This window comes from Pyxidicoccus xibeiensis, assembly GCF_024198175.1.
GTDB classification, from domain to species: Bacteria; Myxococcota; Myxococcia; order Myxococcales; family Myxococcaceae; genus Myxococcus; species Myxococcus xibeiensis.
Window position 1 is genome coordinate 276,014 of sequence record NZ_JAJVKV010000003.1, and the last position, 22,554, is coordinate 298,567.

Below are 22,554 nucleotides of genomic sequence, written 5' to 3' on the forward strand. Positions count from 1 at the left end.
GCGGGGTGCCGGGGCGGTCATCAGCGGAAGAAGCCGCCTTTCTTGGGCGGGTTCTTCTTGCGCATTTCGATGAGGCGCAGCTCCTGATTGGCCTCCAGGTGCTTGGAGTTGGCGCGCACTGCTTCACGGAAGTGGCGCTCGGCGCGGTCCATGTCGCCCTCGACACGGGCGATGACGCCGAGCTGGTAGTGGGCGCGGTCGCAGTTGGGGTCGGTGCGCACGGCCTCCGCCATCATCTGCTTGGCCTTGGCCATGTCCGCCTTGCGGGCCGGGTCCATGTAGATGGCCCAGGCGCGAGCGGCCAGGTACAGGGGCTTGGCGTCCAGGGACCAGGCGCGGTCGTAGTGGTCCGACGCGGTGGTGAAGTCGCGCTTGCGGAAGAAGACCTCGCCCATCTTGTAGAGGTCGTCCGGGCTGCTGTCGGGCCGGCCCGCGGGGCGGGACGACGGGGACGCGGAGGAGGAGGTCGGCGCGGGCGTCTTCGGCAGGGACTGCTGGGCCTGGAGGTTCTGGAGATAGGCCTTGCGCCGGGCGTCGTCGTAGAGGACCTCGTAGGCCTCGCGGATGGCCTCGAAGACGGAGGTCATCTTCGGCGCCAGGTGCGGCATGGTCGGCGGCAGGCGGTCCGGGTGGAAGAGCTTGGCGAGGCTGAGGAAGGCGGACTTCACCTGGTCGCGCGGGGCGTCCTGAGGGACCCCAAGCACGAAGAAGTGGTCCCGCTTGGCCTGGATGTCGGCGTAGCGCTGCTCGATCTGCTGGGCGAGCCGCGCCTCGTCCGGCTTGGGCGGCTCGGAGACCGGGGCCGGTGTAGGCGCGGGCGCGGCGGGCTCGGTCGTGGGTGTGGCACCCACCACGGCGGGAGCACGTGCGCCGAGGACGCCCATGTTCTCCATCGCGCGGCGCAGCAGGCGCTGGCGCCGGAGCTTGGCTGCCTCGTCGGGGTTTGAGGGATCTGCCGCCACGTCGTCCTCGTCGAAGTCCCAGTCGTCCAGGTCACCGGACGGCTCGGCCCATGCAGTCTGTCCAGTTGCACCGGTGTTGTCACCGGGGAAGGCCCCCGGACCCATGAGGGCATCCGGTTCGATCGTCGCTTCAACAATGGCCTCGACCGGGACCTCGTCGAAATCGACGTTTGGCTGATTGACATTCGAGCGGACGAGCGTCTCCAGATGGGAGTCCACCTGGAGGAGCGCCGCCTCGAAGGAAGCCGTGAGGTTGGCGGCGCCCTCGTCCTTGTCGAAGGCGACGATGCGCCACAGGTCTTCCTCGCCCGCCTTGGGAGCAGCGGGGCCCAGGCGCAGGGGCGGCGGGGCCGCGAGCGGGGCCGGGCGGGTGGCCCACAGGCTGGCGTCCTCGGACTCCTCCGAGCCCTGGGAGGCGGCGATGGGGGAGAGGACGGGAGGACCGGAGCGAGGAGGAACCGCGGACGGGGCCAGCACCGGAGGTCCCGAGGAGGCGGGCTCCTGGGGCATGGGGAGCCGGTCGGAGGCGGCGATGGCGTCGTCCATCGCCTCGGGCTCGGCCTCGAGCAGGGGCAGTTCCTCGGGCTCGAGCTCGAACTCGGGCTCGGTCGAGGTGGAGAGCGCGCGCTCCTGGGCCTGCCACGGCTCGTCCTGGACGGGGACGAGGTCCTTGGTGCGGGTGGGCGGAGTGGTGCGGGGAGGCTCCTCGGCGAGCCAGGGCTCCAGCGGCTGCGTCCGCGAGCGACGGAGGGCCTCCTCCATGTCGTGGAGGAGCGCGGCCTGGGCCTGCTGACGCGCGGCGCGCAGGGCGTCGGGACTCTCGGGCTGGGGCGGGAGCTCCAGCGAGGGGGAGACCGAGGGAGGGATGGCATCCGCCCATGATTCAGGGACCGGAGCCTGCGGCGGCTCGGCATCGGTGGAGATGATGTCACCGACATCGAGGGTGAGCGCCTCGGCGTCCTCCACCGTGGGCGATGGGGCCGCGCTGGCCAGCGCGGCGGCCTCGGCCTGACGGGCTTCTTCGGCCTGACGGGCTTCTTCGGCCTGACGCGCCTCTTCGGCGAGGCGAGCCTCATTGGCCTGGCGCGCCTCTTCGGCGAGCCGGGCCTCTTCCGCGAGTCGCGCCTCTTCAGCGAGGCGAGCCTCTTCGGCCAACCGGGCCTGCTCGGCGAGGCGTGCTTCCTTGGCACGGCGTACCGCTTCGGCGCGGCGACGCTCCACCTCGAGACGCACCTCCTCCGCGAGGCGGGCCTCTTCTGCGAGGCGGGCCTCTTCGGCCAGCCGAGCCTCTTCGGCGAGACGAGCCTCCTCCGCGAGACGGGCCTCTTCGGCGAGACGAGCCTCCTCCGCGAGACGGGCCTCTTCGGCGAGGCGTGCCTCTTCTGCGAAGCGTGCCTCTTCTGCGAGGCGTGCCTCTTCAGCCTGACGCGCCTCTTCAGCGAGCCGCGCATCTTCGGCCAGCCGGGCCTCTTCAGCGAGCCGAGCCTCTTCAACGAGACGGGCCTCTTCAGCCCGTTGCGCCTCCTCTGCGAGGCGGCGCTCTTCCTCTACGAGTCGAGCCTCTTCGGCGAGGCGGGCCTCCTCGGCGAGACGAGCTTCTTCCGCGAGACGAGCTTCTTCGGCCAGCCGAGCTTCTTCCGCGAGGCGGCGCTCTTCTTCGAGGCGAGCCTCTTCGGCCAGTCGAGCCTCTTCGGCCAGTCGAGCCTCTTCGGCCAGTCGAGCCTCTTCGGCGAGGCGACGCTCTTCCGCGAGCCGAGCCTCTTCCGCGAGCCGAGCCTCTTCTGCGAGCCGAGCCTCTTCTGCCCGTCGAGCCTCCTCAGCCAGCCGAGCCTCTTCCGCCTGACGCACCTCCTCCGCGAGACGAGCTTCCTCAGCCAGCCGAGCCTCTTCCGCGAGCCGAGCCTCCTCAGCCAGCCGAGCCTCTTCCGCGAGGCGGGCCTCTTCCGCGAGACGCGCTTCCTCAGCGAGGCGGGCCTCTTCCGCGAGGCGGGCCTCTTCCGCGAGACGCGCTTCCTCAGCGAGGCGGGCCTCTTCCGCGAGGCGGGCCTCCTCGGCGAGGCGCGCCTCTTCAGCAAGGCGACGCTCTTCTTCGAGGCGAGCTTCCTCGGCGAGACGCGCCTCCTCGGCGAGGCGTGCCTCTTCAGCCAACCGAGCCTCTTCGGCACGACGGCGCTCTTCTTCGGCTCTGAGGCGAGCTTCCTCCGCCAGCCGAGTCTCTTCAGCGAGCCGAGCCTCTTCGGCCAGGCGCGCCTCTTCCGCGAGGCGCTGCTCCTCTGCGCGACGGGCTTCCTCTTCGATGCGGCGCTGCTCAGCAACGCGCGCTTCTTCAGCCAGTCGAGCCTCCTCGGCGAGGCGGGCCTCTTCCGCCAGCCGAGCTTCCTCAGCGAGACGTGCTTCCTCGGCCAGTCGAGCCTCTTCGGCGAGCCGGCGCTCTTCTTCAGCGAGTCGGGCCTCTTCCGCCAGCCGAGCCTCTTCAGCGAGGCGAGCCCCTTCCTCCCGTCGTGCCACCTCTGCGAGACGCGCCTCTTCTGCCAGGCGAGCCTCCTCAGCGAGACGAGCTTCCTCCTCGGCCTTGCGACGTTCCTCTTCTACTCGTCGTTCTTCCTCGGCGCGGAGGCGAGCCTCCTCAGCGAGACGACGCTCTTCTTCCAGTCGCGCCTCTTCAGCAAGCCGAGCTTCCTCTGCCAAGCGCGCTGCTTCCGCGAGTCGTGCTTCCTCTTCCGCGCGAAGTCGCTCTTCAGCGATACGAACTTCCTCAGCGAGTCGTGCCTCCTCTTCCGCACGAAGTCGCTCTGCCTCAAGCCGAGCCTCTTCAGCGAGTCGCGCCTCTTCGGCGAGTCGCGCCTCTTCGGCGAGCCGAGCCCCTTCAGCCCGTCGTACTTCTTCGGCCAGCCGGGCCTCTTCAGCGAGACGAGCCTCTTCGGCGAGTCGCTCTTCCTCAGCCCGTCGCGCTTCCTCCGCGAGGCGAGCCTCCTCCGCGAGACGAGCCTCCTCCGCGAGACGAGCCTCTTCGACCAGGCGCGCCTCTTCGGCGAGGAGGCGCTCTTCCTCAGCGAGGCGTGCCTCCTCGGCGATACGAGCTTCTTCCGCGAAGCGAGCCTCTTCGGCCAGCCGAGCTTCTTCCGCGAGGCGGCGCTCTTCTTCGAGGCGAGCCTCTTCAGCGAGGCGAGCTTCTTCTGCCCGACGGGCCTCTTCGGCCGCGAGGCGAGCCTCCTCGGCAAGGCGAGCTTGTTCGGCGAGGCGACGCTCTTCCGCGAGTCGAGCCTCTTCGGCTAGCCGGACTTCTTCCGCGAGGCGGGCCTCTTCGGCCAGTCGAGCCTCTTCGGCCAAGCGGGCCTCTTCCGCGAGTCGCGCCTCCTCCTCGGCGACCCGGGCCTCCTCAGCGAGGCGAGCCTCTTCCGCGAGTCGAGCCTCTTCAGCCCGTCGCGCCTCTTCGGCGAGCCGAGCCTCTTCAGCCCGTCGTACTTCCTCAGCGAGACGAGCCTCCTCAGCGAGCCGAGCCTCTTCAGCCCGTCGCACTTCCTCAGCGAGCCGAGCCTCTTCCGCGAGCCGAGCCTCTTCCGCGAGCCGAGCCTCTTCCGCGAGCCGAGCCTCTTCCGCGAGCCGAGCCTCTTCCGCGAGCCGAGCCTCTTCCGCGAGCCGAGCCTCCTCAGCAAGCCGAGCCTCCTCAGCCAGCCGAGCCTCCTCAGCCAGCCGAGCCTCTTCAGCGAGCCGAGCCTCTTCAGCGAGTCGAGCCTCTTCAGCCCGTCGAGCCTCCTCCGCCAGCCGAGCCTCTTCAGCCCGTCGGGCCTCCTCCGCCAGCCGAGCCTCTTCAGCCCGTCGGGCCTCCTCCGCCAGCCGAGCCTCTTCCGCGAGTCGACGCTCTTCCGCGAGTCGAGCCTCCTCCGCCAGCCGAGCCTCTTCCACCGCCCGAAGCCGAGCCTCCTCAGCGAGCCGAGCCTCCTCAGCGAGCCGGGCCTCCTCCTCACGCCGGGCCTGCTCGAGGGCCTCCCACTCCTCCACCGACAGCGCCTGGACGCACCCCTCGCGCTCCAGCACGAGCAGCAGTGCCTCCTGCGCGGCCGTGAGTCCCTCCGGCCGCCGGAACTCCGCGAGCGTCTCCAGGAACTCCCGCTCCGCCGCATCCGTGAGCCACGGTGCACACGCCGCCACCTGCTCGCAGCGGAACACCCGCTCCACCGTCGCCCCGCCCCGCGGCCCCTCCAGCGCCGCGCGCACCACGCGCGCACCGGAAATCGGCCGGAACTCCTCCTCCACCACCCCCGGCTCGAACGCGGCCAGCTCCGCCAGCGCGCTCAGCCTCCGCACGTGGGCGAGCACCTGCTGCTCCACCACCGCGTCCGGCTCCAGCCCGTACTCCTCCAGCAGCTCCTCGTCCGGAGCCCCCGCCCCACCCCGCGCCCACAGCGCGTCCAGCGCCTCCGCGCCCAGCATCCCGCTCTGCAGCAGCGCCTGCGCGGGACTCTGGTAGCCAAACCCCAGCCGCGTTCCCACGAGGTTCCCCTCGCGCAGCAGGAGTCGGGACTCACGCCCTCCCGCGGAAAGCGTCAGCCACCCGGTGGCTCGGGACTTGTGGGCGGAGTACAGCGCTTCGGCGGCCTGCGACGGGGTCATCCTCGCCGCAGTCTAGTCCCTCTGCACCGCCCCTCAACTTGCCGGGGGCGCCTGCCTGCCCGCTCCGGCGAAACGGACCTGCCGCAGCGCCTCGTAGGCCCCAATCCCCACCGCCGTGGACAGATTCAGGCTGCGACGCTCCTGTAGCATCGGAATCGTCACCGCCGTCCCCGAGCCCCCCTCCATCACCTCTGGCAGAAGCCCCGTCACCTCCGAGCCGAACACCAGGTGGTCCCCCTCCTGGAAGCGGGCCTCGTACAGCGACGTCTCCGCCCGGGCGGAGAACAGCCACCGACGGGAGTCGGGGTAGTCCGTCACATAGGCGTCATAGGTGGGATACAGCCGGAGGAACACCTTGTCCCAGTAGTCCAGGCCCGCCCGCTTCAGGTGCCTGTCGTCGATGGAGAACCCCAGCGGCTCCACCAGGATGAGCCGGCAGCCCGTCACCGCGCACAGCCGGGCCACGTTGCCTGTGTTGGGGGGAATCTGGGGGGAGACCAGGACCAGATGCAGAGGACGCGCCAGGGGTTCGAGCATGGGGTAGAACGCGCTAATGCGCTGGAGGGTGAACAACGAGACGCGTCAGCGACTGCTGGCGGACCGGGCCGAGCGGGCCACCGGGTTCATGGAGCGGTTCAAGGGGCTCATGGGGCGCCGCTCGCTCGCCGTGGGCGAGGGGCTTCATATCCTCCCCTGCAACTCCATCCATACCTTCTTCATGCGCATCGCCATCGACGTCGTGTTCCTGGACGCCCAGGGCCGCATCGTCAAATTGATGCCCGCCCTGCCCCCCTGGCGGGCCACCTCCGTCTACTTTCAATCACGCTCCGTGCTGGAGCTGCCCGCCGGCGTCCTCGCGGCCAGTGGCACCCAGGAGGGTGACCAACTGGCCTTCGAGCCGGTCTCTCAGGCCCCGGCCTTGAATCCCCCTGCCTGATTGCTCGGGGAGCACGTCTTTTGACCGTTTTCCGAGCGCTTTGTTAACCTCGGGCGCGTCTTCACCGCCCTCCGGAAGAGTCCCCACGCATGCGCATCGAGGTAGCCGGCAGCACCCACGTTGGGATGAAGCGCAATCACAACGAGGACAACTTCCTGATGCTCCCGGAAGAGAACCTCTTCTGCGTGGCCGATGGCATGGGTGGCCATTCGTCGGGCGAGATTGCCAGCCGCATCGCGGTGGACGAGCTCGGGGAGTTCTACCGGATGACGTCCAAGGACCAGGACAGCACCTGGCCCTTCAAGATGGACAAGGCCCGCAACTACGACGAGAACCGGCTCGCCACCGGCATCAAGCTCGCCAACGCGCGCATCTACGAGAAGGCCAGCCTCGAGTCCAAGTTCAAGGGCATGGGGACGACCATCGTCAGCGTGCACTTCGCCAGCGACGTGGCCTACGTGGGGCACGTGGGTGACAGCCGCGTCTACTTCTTCCGCGAGGGCGTCCTCAAGCAGGTCACCGAGGACCACTCGCTGCTCAACGACTACCTCAAGGCGAAGAAGCTCTCGCCGGAGGAAATCGAGAACTTCCCCCACAAGAACGTCATCGTCCGCGCGCTCGGCATGAAGGAGAACGTCCAGGTGGACGTGTCTCGCGTGGAGCCGAAGGACGGCGACGTCTTCCTGCTCTGCTCGGACGGCCTGAGCGGCATGGTGACGGACCCGCAGATGCAGGAAATCCTGCTGCGCACCCCAGAGCTGGACAAGGCCTGCTCGCAGCTCATCGACATGGCCAACGCCGCCGGCGGCAACGACAACGTCACCTGCGTGCTGGCCCGCTACCACCAGGCCTGAGCCGCACCGGGGCCCCGCCGAGCGGGGCCCCCGTCTTGTGTCCCCGCTGAGCGGGGCCCCGTCTCGAGTCTCCGCTCACCGCCCCGTGAGCGGCGCGGCAATCCGGTGCTGCTCCCAGGCGAGCACCTCGGAGAGCGCCTCGCCGGGGCCCACCTCGGTGCCCTCGAAGATGGCGGCCCGCTCGACGCGCGCGCCCGCGCCCACCTTCGCCCCCGCGCCCACGGACACGCCGGGGCCCACGGAGGCCCCGTCCGCCACGGTGACGCCGCGGCCGAAGTACACCGGGCCCTCCACGGCAGCCGTGCCCACGCGGGCGTCCGGCTGGGCCCAGGCCGCGCCCGGGCCGCGCACCGTGCCCGCCAGCGGCGAGTCCGCGCCCAGCCACTCCAGCCGCACGCGGCCGGCGAGCACGTCCAGCACCGTGGCCAGGTAGCGCGACGGCGTGCCCAAATCGGACCAGTACCCGTCCACCCGCACCCCGCGCACCGTCTGGCCCGCCTCCATGGCGCGCACGTAGACCTCGCGGTTGATGTCCTCGGGGCCCTCCTTCGACATGAAGTCGAAGATGCGCGGGGACATCACGTGCACGCCGGTGAAGTGCCACGGGGACAGCCCCTCGCCTCCGGGGCCGTGGCTGGCGATGCGCCGCACGCGGCCCGCGGCGTCCATCTCCACCGCCGCGTACTTCTCCGCCTCCGGCATGGGCTGCAGCACCATGGTGGCCACCGCGCCGGACGCGCGGTGCATGGCCGCCACCGGCCGCAGGTCCACCGGGTAGAGGATGTCCCCGTTGAAGACGAAGAAGTCGTCGTCCGCCAGGAACTCGCGCAGGCCGCGGATGCCGCCGCCAGTGCCCTGGATGACGGGCTCGTGCACCACGTGCAGCGGCAGCTTCGCGCGCTCGCACTCGGCGCGGGCCACCTCCGCCATGGTGTCCGGCAGGTGGTGCGTGTTGATGCCCACCGCCGTCACCCCCGCGGCCTTCAGCACCGCCAGGTGATAGCGCAACAGCGGCTGCCCGAGCAGCGGCATCGCCGGCTTGGGCCAGCGCTCGGTGAGCGGACGCAGGCGCGTACCCAGGCCCGCGCAGAGGACCATCGCCTTCATTGTCGCCTCCCCTTCCCGGACGTTGGCTGCCTCAGGCGGCCAGTTCGGGGACGTACTTCGCCACCAGCTCCTGCAGCTTCCGCAGCTCCGGCTTGCGCGCGAAGGCGTCGCGCACGTAGCGCAGCGACGCGGGGATGGACACCAGGAAGCCCGGGTTGCCCTTCACGCGGTTGATGAACTCGAAGCGGCCCGCGTCCTTCAGCTTGCGCTGAATCGTCAGCAGGTCGAAGAACGACTTGAACGACGCCGCGTCGATGCGCTCGCCGCTCGCCTCCTGGAAGGTGGCGATGTAGCGGTCCAGCATCGTGTCGACGAAGCCGCGGTCCAGCTCCACGTAGCTGTCGCGCAGCAGGGCGACGAGGTCGTACTGGCGCGGGCCCTGGAGGGCGTCCTGGAAGTCGATGACGACCAGCTCCCCCTCCTTCACCATGATGTTGCGGCTCTGGTAGTCGCGGTGGGTGAAGCCCCGGGGCGCGGCGGCCAGCTGCTTCGCGATGTCCCGGAAGGTGCGGTCCAGCTCCGCGCGCTCGGCGTCGGTGGGCTTCTTGCCGCTCCACGCCTCCAGGCCCCACTCGCGGAAGTGGTGCAGCTCCCAGTCGTAGAGGTCTTCGTCGAAGGCCCGGGTGAAGGCCAGGCAGTCCGGGTCCTGGTGCTTCTCCGCCTTGGCGCGCAGGCGCGCCAGCAGGTCAACCGCGCGGGTGTAGAGCGCGTCGCGGTGCTTGCCGCCCTCCAGCGCGGCCTCGAAGGTGATGTCGCTCAGGTCCTCCAGCACCATCATCCCCGCCGGCTCGTCGTAGCGGAGGATGCGCGGCACGCGCACGCCCAGCTTCTCTAGATACCGGTGCACGTTGACGAAGGGCAGCTCCTTCGGCGGCTCGCCCTTGGTGGCCTCCTCGCTCTTCTTCGTCGCGTCGGGAGGCATCACCATCACCACCCAGCTGTCCGGGGCCGCGCCAACGCGGTAGTACGAGCGGTTGCTCGCGTCGCCCTTCAGCTTCTTGATGGGTGCGTGGGGAACGGGACGGCCAATGGCCTGTCCCACCTGGTCGCGCAGGGCGGCCTCGAGTTCCATATCGACGGGGTTCTCCGGAGGGGGTTGTGCAGCCGCTCCCGAGTATGGGAGGCGCCCACCCCCGGGTCAAAGCCCACGCGTCGTGAATGGCCGCAAGCCCCCCGGGCTGTCACGTACGCGACGCGGACACCCGGGTTTCCACCAGGCGCGTCGCGCCGCGTCGGAGCGCCAAAGCCCCACCCGGCAGGGCGGGCGGCCACGGGCGGCGTCACCGGGGTCCGGAAGGACGCCGGGGGGGCGCCTGTTGCTCCCCGAGGGGCCAGGAGGTCGCGTGCTGTCGACCGGGCCCGGACGGCGGCATATAAGACGCGCCGCGAACCCTCTTTTCCGGAAGCCGCATGGACATCCACGACACCATCCTCTCCGCCATCGGTCACACGCCGCTGGTCAAGCTCAACAAGCTCGTAGGGCCGAACGACGCGACCGTGCTGGTCAAGTGCGAGTTCATGAACCCGGGCGCGTCCATCAAGGACCGCATGGCGCTCTACATCATCGAAAAGGCCGAGAAGGAGGGGAAGCTCAAGCCCGGCGGCACCATCGTGGAGAACACGTCCGGCAACACCGGCATGGGCGTGGCGCTGGCGGCGGCGGTGAAGGGCTACAAGTGCATCTTCACCATGCCGGACAAGATGTCCTTGGAGAAGATCAACCGCCTGAAGGCCCTGGGCGCGCAGGTGGTGGTGACGCCGACCAACGTGCCGGCCGAGGACCCGCGCAGCTACTACGAGACGGCCAAGCGCCTGCACCGCGAGACGCCGGGCGCCTTCATGCTGAACCAGTACCACAACCCCGACAACATCGAGGCGCACTACAAGCTCACCGGCCCGGAGATCTACGAGCAGACCGAGGGGAAGTTCGACTACTTCGTCTCCGGCCTGGGCACCGGCGGCACGATGAGCGGCGCCGGCAAGTTCCTCAAGGAGAAGATTCCCGGCCTGAAGAACGTGGGCGTGGACCCGGTGGGCTCCGTCTACGAGGGCTACTTCAAGACGGGCAAGCTGACCGAGCCGCACGTCTACAAGGTCGAAGGTATCGGCGAGGACATGCTGTGCGGCGCCATGGACTTCAAGGTCGTGGACGACGTGCGGCAGGTGGATGACCGCCAGTGCTTCGCCGCCGCCAGGCGCCTGGCGCGCGAGGAGGGCATCTTCGCGGGCGGCTCGTCCGGCGCCGCGGTGCACGTCGCGGTGCAGCTGGCGAAGGAAGTGGGCAAGGGCAAGACGATTGTCGTGGTGCTCCCCGACTCGGGCAGCAGCTACATCAGCAAGTTCCACTCGGACGAGTGGATGCGTGACAACGGCTTCCTGGAGGAGAAGGGCGCCGGCACCGTGCGCGACATCATTGGCGACAAGCGCAAGGACGTGAAGACGGCGCGCAAGGGCGACAAGGTGGACCAGGTGGTGGAGACCATGCGCGGCCACGGCATCAGCCAGATGCCCGTGGTGTCCGAGGACGGCCGCGCGGTGGGCATGGTGCACGAGTACGACCTGCTCAACGCCCTGGTCGCCGGGAAGGTGAAGTTCAGCGACGCCATCGACGCCATCGTCGCGCCGCTCCAGGGCGCGCTGTCGCCCGACACCAGCATCGCCCGCCTGCGTGAGGTCTTCGCCCAGGACAACGTGGCGGTGGTGAAGGAGGGCGAGAAGGTCGTCGCCATCGTCTCGAAGATCGACCTCATCGACTACCTGCACCGCACGGCGGCGTAGTCCCCCGCCCGCTCGGGCACCGGAAGCGCACGGAGGGCCTCCACGTTCCCTTGTCGGGAGCGGGAGGCCCTCGGTGTTTCCACGGGACGACGGACGGCTACGGGGCCGCCGGCCGCCGGGAGAAGAGCGCGTTGGCGATTTCCGTCATCACCACCTCGCCGTGCTGGTTGCGGACCTCGAAGCGGAACTTGATGGCTCCGCGGTCCTGCTTGCTGCGCGACGGGGTGGTGGAGACGACCTCCGTGCGCACCGAGAGGGCGTCGCCGGGGCGCACGGGCTTGAGCCAGCGCAGCTCGTCCAGGCCGGGGGAGCCGAGGCTCGCGGCCTTGCCCAGCAGGCCCTCCACGATGAGCCGGTGGCAGATGGACGCGGTGTGCCAGCCGCTGGCGATGAGGCCGCCGAAGATGCCCTCGCGGCCGCCCTCGTCGCTCAGGTGGAAGGGCTGCGGGTCGAACTGCTTCGCGAAGGCGATGATCTCCTCGCGCGACACCACGTATGGCCCGTGCTCGCTGGCGTCTCCCGGCTGGAAGTCCTCGAAATAGCGCATGTGTTCCCTCGGCTGTGCCCGGCCCTCATAAAGCCGCGCGGGGCCCGCCGCCAGCACGGATGCAGGCGGGGGCCCCGGCGGGGAACACTGGCGCGCTTCAGAGCGCGGGGAACACCTTCACCACACCCGACTCCAGCACCACGACGAGCTCCGGGCGCGCGTCGCCCAGCATGTTGGCGGGCCCCACCCAGACGGGCTTCGCCTCCAGGGGGTAGCGCTTCACGGTGCGGTAGCGGCCCTGCCCTTCACCGGGCACCACCACCACCGCGGGGTTGACGGTGTCCCTGCCGTACAGGTCCATGAGGCCGTCCCCGTTGACGTCCTTCGCCTCCAGCACCGCGCCGGCCGCCTTCAGCGAGCACGACAGCGGGGCCTGGAGGCCGCCGCCCCCGTCACCCCGCAGGACGGTCATCGTCCCCTGCTCGCCCGACAGCAGCAGGTCCATGGAGCCGTCGCCGTCCACGTCACCGGCGCTGTGCGAGACGTAGCGCGGGGAGAAGTCACTGAAGCCCTCACCGTCCGCCAGCGTCCCCGCCCACGAGACGTAGTCAAGGTTGACCCCCAGCGTCTGGTGGACGAGGTCCAGCGTGCCATCCCCGTTGAAGTCCGCGGCGAGGGGCGGGCCGCCGCCCCCACACGAGTCATCCGGCTCGGAGTTGTGGTCCACCAGCGCCGTGCGCGTCAGCATGCCCCCGCCCTCGTTCTTCAGGAGCACCCCGGCCAGCGTGCAGGACGTGTGGCGGGTGGCCACCAGGTCCACGTTGCTGTCGCCATTGACGTCCGCCGCCAGGAGGCCCGCGCCTCCCTCCACCAGGTAGCCGTAGTCGTAGTAGTTCACGAAGTCACCCTGGCCGTAGTTCCACCAGATGCGCAGCCGGCGGTCCGTGTCCGCGGTGAAGACGGCGAGGTCCTGCTGCCCGTCCCTGTTGAAGTCTCCCGCCGCGAGCTGGGACGCCGACCCGTCCCGGAGCGTGTCCACCGTCCGCAGCGACCCGTCCGTCTGGGCCAGCACCAGCTGCACGCCGACGCTCGGAGACGCCAGGGCGAGGTCCTCGTAGCCATTCCTGTCGAAGTCCGCCACCGTCACGGCCTGGGTGCCCGGCCTGACCGGATGCGTCTTGAGGGGCCTGGGCGCCGTGCCAGGTGCCACGCCATCCCTCAGGACCATGGGGCAGCGGGGCGTGAGGGGGGGCTCGATGTTCCCGACCCTGGGCACCGCGTAGACGGAGACCGCGTTGTCACCCGCCTCCGCCACCAGCAGCTCCCGCGTCCCGTCTCCATCCAGGTCGACCACCACGACGTCGTGCGGCGCGCGGCCCGTGGCCAGCGTCTCCGCCATCTGGAGGCCGCCCTGGCCGAGGCCCCGCCAGAACGACACCAGGCCCGCGTCGCGGTGCACGAGCAGCACGTCCTGCCAGCCATCCGCGTCCGCGTCCGCCACCACGAGGCGGCTCGCCAGCGCCTGCGCGGGAAGGGGCGCGTCGATGCCCTCGTCGAAGTGACCATCGCCCCGGCCCAGGTACGTCCGGAGCCGCTCCCCCTCCACCGTCACGAGGTCCGCATGGCCGTCGCCGTCGAGGTCCGGCGTCTCCAGCAGCGACGGCTGCGGCAGCACCGGGCTCGTCTCCATGAGGCCCACGGCGGTGAACTGCGTCCCGGAGGGGTCCGTGGTTCCGAAGAAGCCGGTCAGGCTCCAGCGGCTCGAGGAGAGGACCACGTCCATGAGGCCGTCCTCGTTGAAGTCCGCGACGGCGGCCGCGGCCTTCGTGTCCAGCATGGCGACCACCGGGGCGCCCGACCCGGTGCTGGCGCTCCGGGACTCGAACGTGCCCGTCGCGTCGGGGACCAGCAGGTGGAAACCTCCTTCCGTGGTGGGGCCGGAATTGGAGCGCTCATAGCTCCCCACTGCCCAGATGCGCGGGGCGGAGCCCTCCGCGGCGGGCCAGATGCCCAGGCTGGAGATGACGCCCTTGGAGAACACGCTGGGCTGGGTTGCGAACCGCGCCCCACCGAGGCCGGGGAACAGCTGCGCCCCGTACCGCGTGCCCAGGAGCAGGTCGACCAACCCGTCCTGGTTCGCGTCGCCCGCGGCAATCCGGCCCGAGGAGGTGCCCAGGCGCTGATTCCAGCTCGGCTTTCCGAGCACGCCCTTGCCATCGTTGAGCAGCACGAGGAACCGGCCGGGCTTCGCCTTGTACCGGCTCTCGAAGGCCCGGCCCATGGCGTTGACGGCCACGTCCGGCGCGCCGTCGCCATTGAAGTCCGCCACCGACAGGCCGCCGGGGGCAACCCCCGCGTAGAACGAGGCCCGCCACTGCGGGCTGCGCTGCGCGGGCCCACCTGACGACACCGGAGGCTGGCCGGCATCCGGCGTGGAGGTCCCTCCATCCGTGCCGCCGCCCGTGCCCGGGGTGCCGCCGTCGTTGCCCGGGGTGCCCGCGTCCGTTCCACCGTCCTCGCCGGGAGGGTTGCCGCCGCCGCCGTCCGGCACGCCCGAGTCCACGACTGGCGGGGGGCCGGCATCGGGAGGCGGCTCCACGACGACCTGCCCCGAGTCGGGAGCCCCGGTTCCCGAGTCGGGCACCTGCGAAGGAGCCGGGTCCGGCGCGGGGGGCTCTTCTGTCGTCTTCTCCCCACCCTCGCCGCAGCCCACCGACAGCACCAACCCCAGCGAGCACGCATACACGCGCGCCACGCGCCTCCACACCCCTGCCCACTTCATCTGCCACTCCCTCTCGACCGGCCCCGTGCAGCAGGTGTGCACGTGCCACCAGCTGTGCAAGCGCTGACAGCAAGCTCGCCCACCCGTCCGTTGCCACTTCCCAACTCACGCCCCCGCACCTACGCGCCGCGGTGCGGGCCTGCCCTGGCTGGGCACTTCCCTTCCCTGCCCCCGCTGGAAACACGAAGGGCCTCCACATCCTCGGGGAAGAGGACGGGAGGCCCTGCGTGCTCCACGGCTAGCGGAGCGAGGCGCTACTGCTTCGCGGGCTCGTCATGGTCCGCCACGTCCTCCAGGCGGTCCGCGGGAGGCAGCGTCGTCGAGCGCAGCAGCCCCTCGGGGGCCCGCGTCGGGTCGTCCACGGGGCCGGGCGCGGTCTCCATCGCCTGGGCCTTCAGGGCCGACGTCGACGCCGTGGTGGCCGCCGTCGCCAGCGTCTTGGTCAGCGTGAGCGTGTCACGCACCGCGCCGGTGGAGGAGATGAGCTTCGCGGTCAGCGTGCCGCCGTCCACCACCACGTCCATGAAGCCGTACACGGTGTTGTCGCGGAAGGCCGTCCACGAGGGCTGCGAGGCCGGGAAGGCGCGCAGCGTGGCGCCGCCGCTGCCCACCACCACGTAGGGAATGCCACGCGTGCCGGCGGGGGCCACGGCGTCGCCCTTCATGGGCTTGCTGCGCTCGTAGTTGTGGTCATGCCCGGTGAGCACGAGGTCCACGTTGTACTTCTCGAGGATGGGGCCGTAGTTGCGCCGCATGGAGAGCTGCGAGCCGTGCTCGCCGCTGGACCAGGGCGGATGGTGGAAGAAGACGACCTTCCAGGGCTGGGTGGTGGCCGCCAAGTCCTGCTCCAGCCACGCCTTCTGCGCCACCGTGGTGCAGCGGTCGGCGGTGGCCAGGCCGATGGCGCAGTTGGAGTCGAGTGCCACGAAGTGCACGTTGCCCCAGTCGAACGAGTAGTAGCGCTCGGTCTTCGCGGGGTTGTTGGTGGGCAGGTAGAAGTTGTCCAGGTACGGCTGCCCCTGGTCCGTCACGTACTCGTGGTTGCCCAGCGAGGGGAACACCGGCACCTCGCGCAGCAGGCTCGCCATGGGGGTGAACATGCGGTCCTGGAACTCCTGCTCGGTGCCGGAGGAGTAGGCGTTGTCCCCCAGCGCCACCAGGAACTCGCCGCGCCACTCCGGCCTGTTCATCATCGCCATGACGGCCTTCTGCGAGGAGCCGCCGGTGCCGAAGTCACCCATGGTGGTGAAGCGCACGCGCGGCGTGCCCGGCACGGACGCGGTGCGGAAGCTGCGCAGGCCGGTGACGGAGCCGCACGCCTCCACGCTGTAGCCGTACGTGCGGCCCGGCAGCAGGCCGTCCAGCTTCACCGCGTGCCGCCAGCCCGCGACGGTGGCGGTGGCGGTGCGCGACAGGGTGGTGCCCTCGCCGAAGCGCACGAAGGGCGTGCAGGACACGCCCGAGCGGAAGGCGACGATGGCGCTCGTGCCGCTCACGCTCTGGAGGTACGGCAGGCGGGGCAGCACCGGCCCCGAGTCCGACGTGGGCACCGTGGGCGGAGGCGTCGTGGTCTGCTCACCGCAGGCCCGCGACTCGGTGATGGAGGCCCAGTCATTCACCGTGTTGCCGTTGACGGTGATGCGCACGTAGCGGGCCTGCCGCGCGCTGAAGGCGTACGTCTGCGCCGCCGTGTTCAGGGCGCTCGTCGCCGCGTACGCCTGGGTGAAGGTGGTGCCATCCACCGAGGTGGAGATGACGAAGTGGTTCTGCCGCTCGTTGGCGCGGTGCCACACCACGGTGGTGCCGGCAATCGACTGGGACGAGCCCAGGTCCATGTTGAGCCAGGCGCCCTTGCCGGGTCCGCTCCAGCGGGTGTCCAGGTTGTCGTCCTGGGAGTTGGCGGCGACGCTGCCGGCACCGTCATCACCGCTGGCCGTGACGGACGCGGTGGTGAGGATGCGGCAGCCGGGGGCCGTCAGCGCGGCCGCGGCGCCACGGAAATCGGGCGCGGGCAGGTCGACGGGAAAGTCCTGGTCGAGAGGGGTGGGTGGCGCATCGCAGCCAGCAGCGGCGGCGAGCAGCGCACCCAACAGAAACGAAGAAGGGAGGAAGCGGTTGCGCATGGTGGGAGCCCAAACGGTGTTTACCAGCCGACATTCCTTTCTGTGAGTCAGGCCCGCCTCGCCAGGCCGCCCTCCTGGCGAGGGAGCACGACCCGCGGCTCCAGAAAGACGAAGGGCCTCCACGCCCCCCTGAGAGCAGGAGAGCGGGGAGGCCCTGGACTGGCCGGCCGGCGGTGCGGCTACTTCTTCACCGTGTCGAGCGCCTGCGCGAGGTCGTCGATGAGGTCCTGCGCGTCCTCGATGCCCACGGACAGGCGGATGAAGCCGTCGGCGATGCCGAGCTTCTCGCGCGTCTCCTTCGGCACGGAGGCGTGGGTCATGATGGCCGGGTGCTCGATGAGCGACTCCACGCCACCGAGCGACTCGGCGCAGGCGAACACCTTCACCGTCTTGAGGAAGGTGCGCGCGGCCTCCAGGCCGCCGTGGATGTCGAAGGTCAGCATGCCGCCGAAGCCCTTCATCTGCTGGCGCGCGAGCTGGTGCTGCGGGTGCGTCTCCAGGCCCGGGTAGGTGACCTTCTTCACCTTCGGGTGGGTGGCGAGGAACTGCGACACCTTCATCGCGTTCTGCGCGTGGCGGTCCATGCGGACGTGGAGCGTCTTCACGCCGCGCAGCACGAGGAAGCTGTCGAAGGCGCCGGACACGCCGCCCACCGCGTTCTGGAGGAAGTACATCCGCTCGGCGACGTCATCGCGGCTGGTGCAGACGAAGCCGCCCACCACGTCGCTGTGGCCGTTGAGGTACTTGGTGGTGGAGTGCGCCACCACGTCGAAGCCGAGGTCCAGCGGGCGCTGGAAGTACGGCGTCATGAAGGTGTTGTCGGCGACGGAGAGGATGTTGCGCTTCTTGGCGACCTCGGCGATGCGCGCCAGGTCGATGAGCTTGAGCATCGGGTTGGTGGGCGACTCCACCCACACCATCTTCGTCTTCGGCGTAATCGCCGCCTCGAAGCTCTCCGGCTTCGACAGGTCGACGAAGGAGAAGTTGAGGCCGGAGCGCTTGAAGACCTTGTCGAAGAGGCGGAAGGTGCCGCCGTACACGTCATCCGAGACGACGACGTGGTCGCCGGCGTCCAGCATGTGCATCAGCATGTCCGTGCCCGCCAGACCGGACGCGAAGGCAGCGCCGTACTTCGCCCCCTCGAGCGCGGCCAGGCAGTCCTGGAGCGCCTTGCGGGTGGGGTTCTGCGTCCGGCTGTACTCGTAGCCCTTGTGCTCCCCGGGGCCGTCCTGGACGTAGGTGGAGGTCAGGTAGACGGGGGTCATGATGGCGCCCGTCGTGGGGTCCGGCTCCTGGCCGGCATGAATGGCAAGCGTGTCGAAGCGCATGGGCGGGGAACTAACACAGCCCCTCGGGCCACGCACCAGGACCGCCGTGCCCCCTCCCCGGCTACTCGAACTTCCCGTGCCGGCCCGCTCCCATGGCGAAGCGGGTGGCGCCGCCGATGGACTCCGTCTGCACCACCTGGACGCCCCGCTCGAACTCCTGACGCAGTGCTTCCTCGATTCCCAGGCCGGCCTGCAGGTAGGCCGAGGCCCGGTCCGCGTTCATGCAGGCCTGGGGGAAGGCGGCGACTTCACGGGCCAGGGCCTCGGCTGCTTCCAGGGCCTGCCCCTTCGGCACCACGCGGTTGACCAGGCCCATGGCCAGCGCCTCCTGCGCGTGCACGGGCCGTCCGGTGAGGATGAGGTCCATGGCGCGCGACAGGCCGATGAGCCTGGGCAGCCGCACCGTCCCACCGTCGATGAGCGGCACGCCCCAGCGCCGGCAGAAGACGCCCAGCACGGCGTCCTCCTCGGCCACGCGCAAGTCACACCACAGCGCCAGCTCCAGCCCGCCGGCCACCGCGTGCCCGGAGATGGCGGCGATGACGGGCTTGCCCAGCACCATGCGCGAGGGGCCCATGGGGCCGTCCCCCTCCACGGCGAGCCGGGGCAGCCGCCCCTCGGCAACGGCCTTGAGGTCCGCGCCCGAGCAGAAGGTGCCGCCCGCGCCGTACAGCACGCCCACGCGCGAGTCGGGGTCCGCGTCGAAGGCGCGGAAGGCGGCCGACAGCTCCTGCGCGGTGGGGCCGTCCACGGCGTTACGCACCTCGGGACGGTGGAGGGTGACGGTGGTGACGGGGCCGTTCTTCGCGATGCGCACGCTCATGGAGCGAGCCTGTCACCCGGGGCACCGGGGCGCTACAGGTCGACGATGAGCAGTGTTCCCTGGCTGCCCGCCCGCACGGTGTGCGGGGCGTGGGCCTCCACGAGGTACAGCTCGCCCGGGCGCACGGTGACGGGGGTGCCGGAGACGGTCAGCTCCATCAAGCCCTCCAGCACCAGCAGGGCCTCGTCGTACGGATGGCGCTCCTCTTCAACGGGCAGCGCGTCCATGCGCAGCACCTTCACGTTCGCCTGACCGACATGGCCCAGCACGCGCGAGCGCCACGCCTGGGGCAGCGCGGCGGCTTCCGACAGCAGGTTCAACAGGGGCATGGACGCTCGGTATCCGCGCCGCGCCTCCGGGGCAAGACGCGCAGCGGCACTTTCCGCGCTGTGCCGGTGCGCATGGGCCGCTTCTGTATCGCGTTCAGGACTCGCTCACTTCGAGCGGGGCTCCAGCTTCATGACGAGCTCCTGCGCCGGAGTCTGCCCATCCAGCGAGGCGCGAACCGAGGCGAGCCGCCAGATCCGGTCGCCCCCGCTCAGCGGCGGCACCTGGATGACCTGGAACGTGAGCGTCCGTCCATCGAAGGCCGGGTAGCGGAGCGTGGCCTCCAGTCCCCTGTCCTGCAGCACCGACGTGCCGACATCGCCCGGGCAGACCACCCGGCCGAGCCTGTGCTCGCTGGCGAAGGCCTGGGCGAGGTCCGCCGGGTTGGCTGTCGCGGCGGCACGGAGTGTCTCCGGTTCGAGCGTTGCCAGCAGCTCGTCCAGGGTATCGAAGAGCTCGTCCGTGCCCTCTTCCGGGCTGCGCCACGCCCACCCCTGCAGCAGGGTCTCCGAGGAACCGTCGTACCGCCCGTCATGCCGGTACGCATGGACGTGAACGAGGTCGCGTGCCCCCACGGTGGCGTAGCGCCGCACGTTGAAGCGGCGGTGCCACTTCCGGTCGTCGTCGTCTTCTTCAGCCATTCGTCGAGGAGTTGAGCAGCACCGCGGGCGCGGCGCCAGGGACGGGGCGCCGCAGCCCCTGGTTCCCGTCAGCGGAACCGGCGGAAGAAGGTGCGCACGTCGCCGATGAAGAGGTCCGGCACCTCCGTGGCGGCGAAGGTGCCGCCGCGCTCGTACTCCGCCCAGTGCACAAGGTTCGGGTTGATGCGCTCGCCGAACCGGCGGATGGGCCGGAGGATGTCCTTGGGGAACACCGCCACGCCGGTGGGCACCGGGGCCGTCACCACGCCCTCCTTCGCGCCCTCCTCCTCGTGCGTGTCCGGCGTCTCCACGAAGGAGCGCGCCGCCGAGTTCGCCGTGTTCGTCAGCCAGTACAGCATCACCTGCGTGAGGATGCCGTCCCTCCCCATTGCTTCGTCCGGCCCGTGCGCGCAGTCGGTCCACTCCTTGAACACGCCGACGAACCACGCGAGCTGCCCCACCGGCGAGTCCGCCAGCGAATAGCCCAGCGCCTGCGGCCGCGAGGACTGGATGAGCTTGTAGCCGTACAGCTCCTTCATGTAGTGGCCCATGAAGCCCAGCCGCTGCTGCTCCACGTCGCTCAGTCCCTCCAGCTCCGCGGGGTCACCGGACGGAAACGTAATCATCCCGTTGGTGTGCAGGCCGATGACCTGCCTGGGCGCCACCAGGCTGAGCTCGCGCGAAATCCACGTGCCCCAGTCGCCGCCCTGCGCGCCATACCGCTCGTAGCCGAGCCGGCGCATCAGCTCCGCCCAGGCCCGGGCGATGCGCGTCGCACCCCAGCCCAGCTCCCGCGTGGGTCCGGACAGGCCGAACCCCGGCAGGGACGGAATCACCAGGTGGAACGCGTCCGCGGAGCTGGCTCCATGCGCGCGCGGATTCGTGAGCGGCCCGATGACGTCCAGGTACTCCGCCGGGGAGCTGGGCCAGCCGTGGGTGATGAGCAGCGGCACCGCGTGCGGCTCGGGCGAGCGCACGTGGAGGAAGTGGACGTCCTGCCCGTCAATCGTCGTGGTGAACTGCGGATGCGCGTTGAGCCGCGCCTCCTGCGCGCGCCAGTCGTAGGCCGTGCGCCAGTACTCGACCAGCTCCTTCAGGTAGCCGAGCGGCGGGCCATGGGACCAGCCGAGGCCGGGCACCTCGTCCGGCCAGCGCGTCCTCGCGAGGCGGCCCCGCAGGTCGTCCAGGTCGGCCTGCGGAATGTCGATGCGGAACGGCCGGAGCGTCTTCGTCTCATCCAGGGACGGGTTCATTCCGTACGCCGTACCGTACATCGTACGGAATCGTCAAGCTCACTAGGATGCCGGCACGATGACGGAGTACAGCGGACGCGGAGACCCGGCGCGCAGCCTCGCGCTGTTGTGGAGGACGAGGACGCAGGAGCCCTCGAGCCGCAAGGGCAAGCCCGAGCTGAGCGTGGACCGCATCGTCCGCGTGGCCCTCGAGGTCGCCGACGCGGAAGGGCTCGCCGCGGTGTCCATGCGGCGGGTGGCCGACGCGCTCAAGGTCGGCACCATGTCGCTGTACACGTACGTGCCCGGCAAGGCCGAGCTCATCGACGTGATGCTGGACGCGGTCTACGCAGAGGTGGAGCGGCCCGAGGACGCGTCCGCGGGCTGGAGGGCCCGGCTGGAGCAGGTGGCCCGGCAGAACTGGGCGCTGTACCACCGGCACCCGTGGATGCTGCAGATTGCCACCAGCCGCCCGGTGATGGGGCCCAACACCATCGCGAAGTACGACTACGAGCTGCGCGCCGTCGCCGGCATCGGCCTCACGGACGTGGAGATGGACTCCGTGGTCAGCCTCGTACTGGGGCACGTCGAGGGCGCGGCCCGCCGGGCGCTGGAGTCCGCCCAGGCCGAGCAGCAGACGGGCATGAGCCACGAGCAGTGGTGGAGCGCCCACGCCCCGCTGCTGGAGAAGGTCTTCGACGCCAGCCGCTACCCCACCGCGGCCCGGGTCGGTGCCGCCGCGGGGGAGGCCTACGGCGCCGCCCACGAGCCCGAACATGCCTTCGAGTTCGGGCTCCAGCGGGTGCTCGACGGCATCGAGATGCTCATCGAGCGGCGAGCGGCGAAGCCCGGCCGGAGGAAGTAGCTCCGGGCCGGGAACGGCGCTGGACTACTCCTGAGCGCGGACCCAGTGCTGGGTGCGCCCGAACATGGACATGCCGACGAAGCCGCGGACCTTCAGCTTCTTGCCCTTGTCCTCCACGGCAATCTTGCACTTGTAGGTCTTGCCGTTGGACGGGTCGAGGATGGTGCCCCCCGTCCACTCGTCGTCGTCCTTCTTGAGGTCGCGCATGATGACCATCCCGATGATGGGCTGGCCCTTCAGCTTCCCCTCGCACTTGTCACAGACGGGGTCCGGCTTCTCGTTGGGCTCGGGGAAGATCTTCTCGATCTTCCCGAACAGCTTGCCGCCCTCCTCGTAGATGGCGATGACGGACTTCGGCTTCTTCGTCTCGTCATCGATGGTGGTCCAGCGCCCCACCGGACTCAGGTCCTGAGCCAGGGCATTCGTAGCGAACAGAACCGTCAACGTGGCCAGTCCCAACCAACGGCTTGCAGTCATCGTGATGTCCTCCGGCGCGGGGAACATGTCTGCGCTCGGCGCAGGAGCCTACCCCGTCAGGTGACGGAATCGGAGAAGAAGCCCCGGCTCACATCCTCCGCGCCGCGGTCGTGGATGAGCCGCGCCACCGTGCGCAGGTCGTCGATGAAGGCCTCCAGCTTGCGGCGCCTGCCCTGGCCGGTCCACTTGAAGTGCGTCACCGTATTGGTGACGCTGG

General features: G+C 70.2%; 18 protein-coding genes. 4 read left to right on the forward strand and 14 right to left on the reverse strand.

The features are described from left to right. Window positions 1-20: 20 nt before the first annotated feature. Window positions 21-5,576, reverse strand: a complete 5,556-nt coding sequence (locus LXT23_RS13810; protein ID WP_253980637.1) for a J domain-containing protein — start codon at window positions 5,574-5,576, stop codon at window positions 21-23. A 33-nt stretch (window positions 5,577-5,609) separates the two neighbouring features. Continuing rightward, on the reverse strand, window positions 5,610-6,113 hold the full coding sequence (locus LXT23_RS13815; protein WP_253980638.1) for a tRNA (cytidine(34)-2'-O)-methyltransferase: 504 nt from the start codon (window positions 6,111-6,113) through the stop codon (window positions 5,610-5,612). A gap of 16 nt (window positions 6,114-6,129) precedes the next feature. On the opposite strand from LXT23_RS13815, the gene LXT23_RS13820 reads away from it, so the two are divergent. Together LXT23_RS13820 and LXT23_RS13825 are read left to right on the forward strand one after the other, a co-directional pair. Continuing rightward, complete coding sequence (locus LXT23_RS13820; RefSeq protein WP_253980639.1) at window positions 6,130-6,513, forward strand: DUF192 domain-containing protein; 384 nt, start codon at window positions 6,130-6,132, stop codon at window positions 6,511-6,513. Window positions 6,514-6,602: 89 nt separating this feature from the next. After that, window positions 6,603-7,367, forward strand: a complete 765-nt coding sequence (locus tag LXT23_RS13825) for a Stp1/IreP family PP2C-type Ser/Thr phosphatase (protein WP_253980640.1) — start codon at window positions 6,603-6,605, stop codon at window positions 7,365-7,367. Window positions 7,368-7,442: 75 nt separating this feature from the next. Here LXT23_RS13825 and LXT23_RS13830 read toward each other — a convergent pair whose 3' ends face one another. Continuing rightward, window positions 7,443-8,474 carry a nucleotidyltransferase family protein gene (locus LXT23_RS13830; protein WP_253980641.1) on the reverse strand — a complete coding sequence of 344 codons (1,032 nt, stop codon included), beginning with the start codon at window positions 8,472-8,474 and terminating at the stop codon, window positions 7,443-7,445. A 31-nt stretch (window positions 8,475-8,505) separates the two neighbouring features. After that, window positions 8,506-9,546, reverse strand: a complete 1,041-nt coding sequence (locus LXT23_RS13835) for an aminoglycoside phosphotransferase family protein (RefSeq protein ID WP_253980642.1) — start codon at window positions 9,544-9,546, stop codon at window positions 8,506-8,508. Between the two features lie 338 nt (window positions 9,547-9,884). Between LXT23_RS13835 and LXT23_RS13840 the strand changes: the two genes are divergently transcribed. Further along, the gene (locus LXT23_RS13840) at window positions 9,885-11,252 is read left to right on the forward strand and encodes a pyridoxal-phosphate dependent enzyme (RefSeq protein ID WP_253980643.1); all 1,368 of its coding nucleotides are present in this window, start codon (window positions 9,885-9,887) and stop codon (window positions 11,250-11,252) included. A 97-nt stretch (window positions 11,253-11,349) separates the two neighbouring features. Here the strand turns inward: LXT23_RS13840 and LXT23_RS13845 are convergent, their stop codons facing one another. The 8 genes from LXT23_RS13845 to LXT23_RS13880 form a co-directional block, all read right to left on the reverse strand. Then, window positions 11,350-11,799 (reverse strand): MaoC family dehydratase, encoded by a 450-nt coding sequence (locus LXT23_RS13845; RefSeq protein WP_253980644.1) that lies wholly within the window; start codon window positions 11,797-11,799, stop codon window positions 11,350-11,352. A 97-nt stretch (window positions 11,800-11,896) separates the two neighbouring features. Further along, entirely contained in the window at window positions 11,897-14,521 is a 2,625-nt protein-coding gene (locus tag LXT23_RS13850) for an FG-GAP repeat domain-containing protein (protein WP_253980645.1), read from the reverse strand. 254 nt (window positions 14,522-14,775) lie between these two features. Next, window positions 14,776-16,644, reverse strand: a complete 1,869-nt coding sequence (locus LXT23_RS13855) for a metallophosphoesterase (protein WP_253980646.1) — start codon at window positions 16,642-16,644, stop codon at window positions 14,776-14,778. A gap of 179 nt (window positions 16,645-16,823) precedes the next feature. Next, on the reverse strand, window positions 16,824-17,972 hold the full coding sequence (locus LXT23_RS13860) for a cystathionine gamma-synthase (RefSeq protein WP_253980647.1): 1,149 nt from the start codon (window positions 17,970-17,972) through the stop codon (window positions 16,824-16,826). 61 nt (window positions 17,973-18,033) lie between these two features. Further along, window positions 18,034-18,795 carry a crotonase/enoyl-CoA hydratase family protein gene (locus LXT23_RS13865; protein ID WP_253980648.1) on the reverse strand — a complete coding sequence of 254 codons (762 nt, stop codon included), beginning with the start codon at window positions 18,793-18,795 and terminating at the stop codon, window positions 18,034-18,036. Window positions 18,796-18,827: 32 nt separating this feature from the next. Continuing rightward, window positions 18,828-19,124 carry a cupin domain-containing protein gene (locus LXT23_RS13870; RefSeq protein ID WP_253980649.1) on the reverse strand — a complete coding sequence of 99 codons (297 nt, stop codon included), beginning with the start codon at window positions 19,122-19,124 and terminating at the stop codon, window positions 18,828-18,830. 105 nt (window positions 19,125-19,229) lie between these two features. After that, on the reverse strand, window positions 19,230-19,763 hold the full coding sequence (locus LXT23_RS13875; RefSeq protein WP_253980650.1) for a hypothetical protein: 534 nt from the start codon (window positions 19,761-19,763) through the stop codon (window positions 19,230-19,232). Window positions 19,764-19,831: 68 nt separating this feature from the next. Beyond that, window positions 19,832-21,016 (reverse strand): epoxide hydrolase family protein, encoded by a 1,185-nt coding sequence (locus LXT23_RS13880; RefSeq protein ID WP_253980651.1) that lies wholly within the window; start codon window positions 21,014-21,016, stop codon window positions 19,832-19,834. A 58-nt stretch (window positions 21,017-21,074) separates the two neighbouring features. Between LXT23_RS13880 and LXT23_RS13885 the strand changes: the two genes are divergently transcribed. After that, window positions 21,075-21,860 carry a TetR/AcrR family transcriptional regulator gene (locus tag LXT23_RS13885; protein ID WP_253980652.1) on the forward strand — a complete coding sequence of 262 codons (786 nt, stop codon included), beginning with the start codon at window positions 21,075-21,077 and terminating at the stop codon, window positions 21,858-21,860. 24 nt (window positions 21,861-21,884) lie between these two features. On the opposite strand, the gene LXT23_RS13890 is transcribed toward LXT23_RS13885, so the two are convergent. Continuing rightward, on the reverse strand, window positions 21,885-22,337 hold the full coding sequence (locus LXT23_RS13890) for a DUF2147 domain-containing protein (RefSeq protein ID WP_253980653.1): 453 nt from the start codon (window positions 22,335-22,337) through the stop codon (window positions 21,885-21,887). A gap of 56 nt (window positions 22,338-22,393) precedes the next feature. Continuing rightward, window positions 22,394-22,537, reverse strand: coding sequence for a hypothetical protein (locus LXT23_RS13895; protein ID WP_253980654.1), 144 nt, complete (start codon window positions 22,535-22,537; stop codon window positions 22,394-22,396). Window positions 22,538-22,554: the final 17 nt, after the last annotated feature.

Excerpts from the sequence above, each read along its gene's own strand:
- LXT23_RS13810 (WP_253980637.1), bottom strand. The coding sequence starts at position 5,576 with ATGACCCCGTCGCAGGCCGCCGAAGCGCTGTACTCCGCCCACAAGTCC.
- LXT23_RS13815 (WP_253980638.1), bottom strand. The coding sequence starts at position 6,113 with ATGCTCGAACCCCTGGCGCGTCCTCTGCATCTGGTCCTGGTCTCCCCC.
- LXT23_RS13820 (WP_253980639.1), top strand. The coding sequence starts at position 6,130 with ATGCGCTGGAGGGTGAACAACGAGACGCGTCAGCGACTGCTGGCGGAC.
- LXT23_RS13825 (WP_253980640.1), top strand. The coding sequence starts at position 6,603 with ATGCGCATCGAGGTAGCCGGCAGCACCCACGTTGGGATGAAGCGCAAT.
- LXT23_RS13830 (WP_253980641.1), bottom strand. The coding sequence starts at position 8,474 with ATGAAGGCGATGGTCCTCTGCGCGGGCCTGGGTACGCGCCTGCGTCCG.
- LXT23_RS13835 (WP_253980642.1), bottom strand. The coding sequence starts at position 9,546 with ATGGAACTCGAGGCCGCCCTGCGCGACCAGGTGGGACAGGCCATTGGC.
- LXT23_RS13840 (WP_253980643.1), top strand. The coding sequence starts at position 9,885 with ATGGACATCCACGACACCATCCTCTCCGCCATCGGTCACACGCCGCTG.
- LXT23_RS13845 (WP_253980644.1), bottom strand. The coding sequence starts at position 11,799 with ATGCGCTATTTCGAGGACTTCCAGCCGGGAGACGCCAGCGAGCACGGG.
- LXT23_RS13850 (WP_253980645.1), bottom strand. The coding sequence starts at position 14,521 with ATGAAGTGGGCAGGGGTGTGGAGGCGCGTGGCGCGCGTGTATGCGTGC.
- LXT23_RS13855 (WP_253980646.1), bottom strand. The coding sequence starts at position 16,644 with ATGCGCAACCGCTTCCTCCCTTCTTCGTTTCTGTTGGGTGCGCTGCTC.
- LXT23_RS13860 (WP_253980647.1), bottom strand. The coding sequence starts at position 17,972 with ATGCGCTTCGACACGCTTGCCATTCATGCCGGCCAGGAGCCGGACCCC.
- LXT23_RS13865 (WP_253980648.1), bottom strand. The coding sequence starts at position 18,795 with ATGAGCGTGCGCATCGCGAAGAACGGCCCCGTCACCACCGTCACCCTC.
- LXT23_RS13870 (WP_253980649.1), bottom strand. The coding sequence starts at position 19,124 with ATGCCCCTGTTGAACCTGCTGTCGGAAGCCGCCGCGCTGCCCCAGGCG.
- LXT23_RS13875 (WP_253980650.1), bottom strand. The coding sequence starts at position 19,763 with ATGGCTGAAGAAGACGACGACGACCGGAAGTGGCACCGCCGCTTCAAC.
- LXT23_RS13880 (WP_253980651.1), bottom strand. The coding sequence starts at position 21,016 with ATGAACCCGTCCCTGGATGAGACGAAGACGCTCCGGCCGTTCCGCATC.
- LXT23_RS13885 (WP_253980652.1), top strand. The coding sequence starts at position 21,075 with ATGACGGAGTACAGCGGACGCGGAGACCCGGCGCGCAGCCTCGCGCTG.
- LXT23_RS13890 (WP_253980653.1), bottom strand. The coding sequence starts at position 22,337 with ATGACTGCAAGCCGTTGGTTGGGACTGGCCACGTTGACGGTTCTGTTC.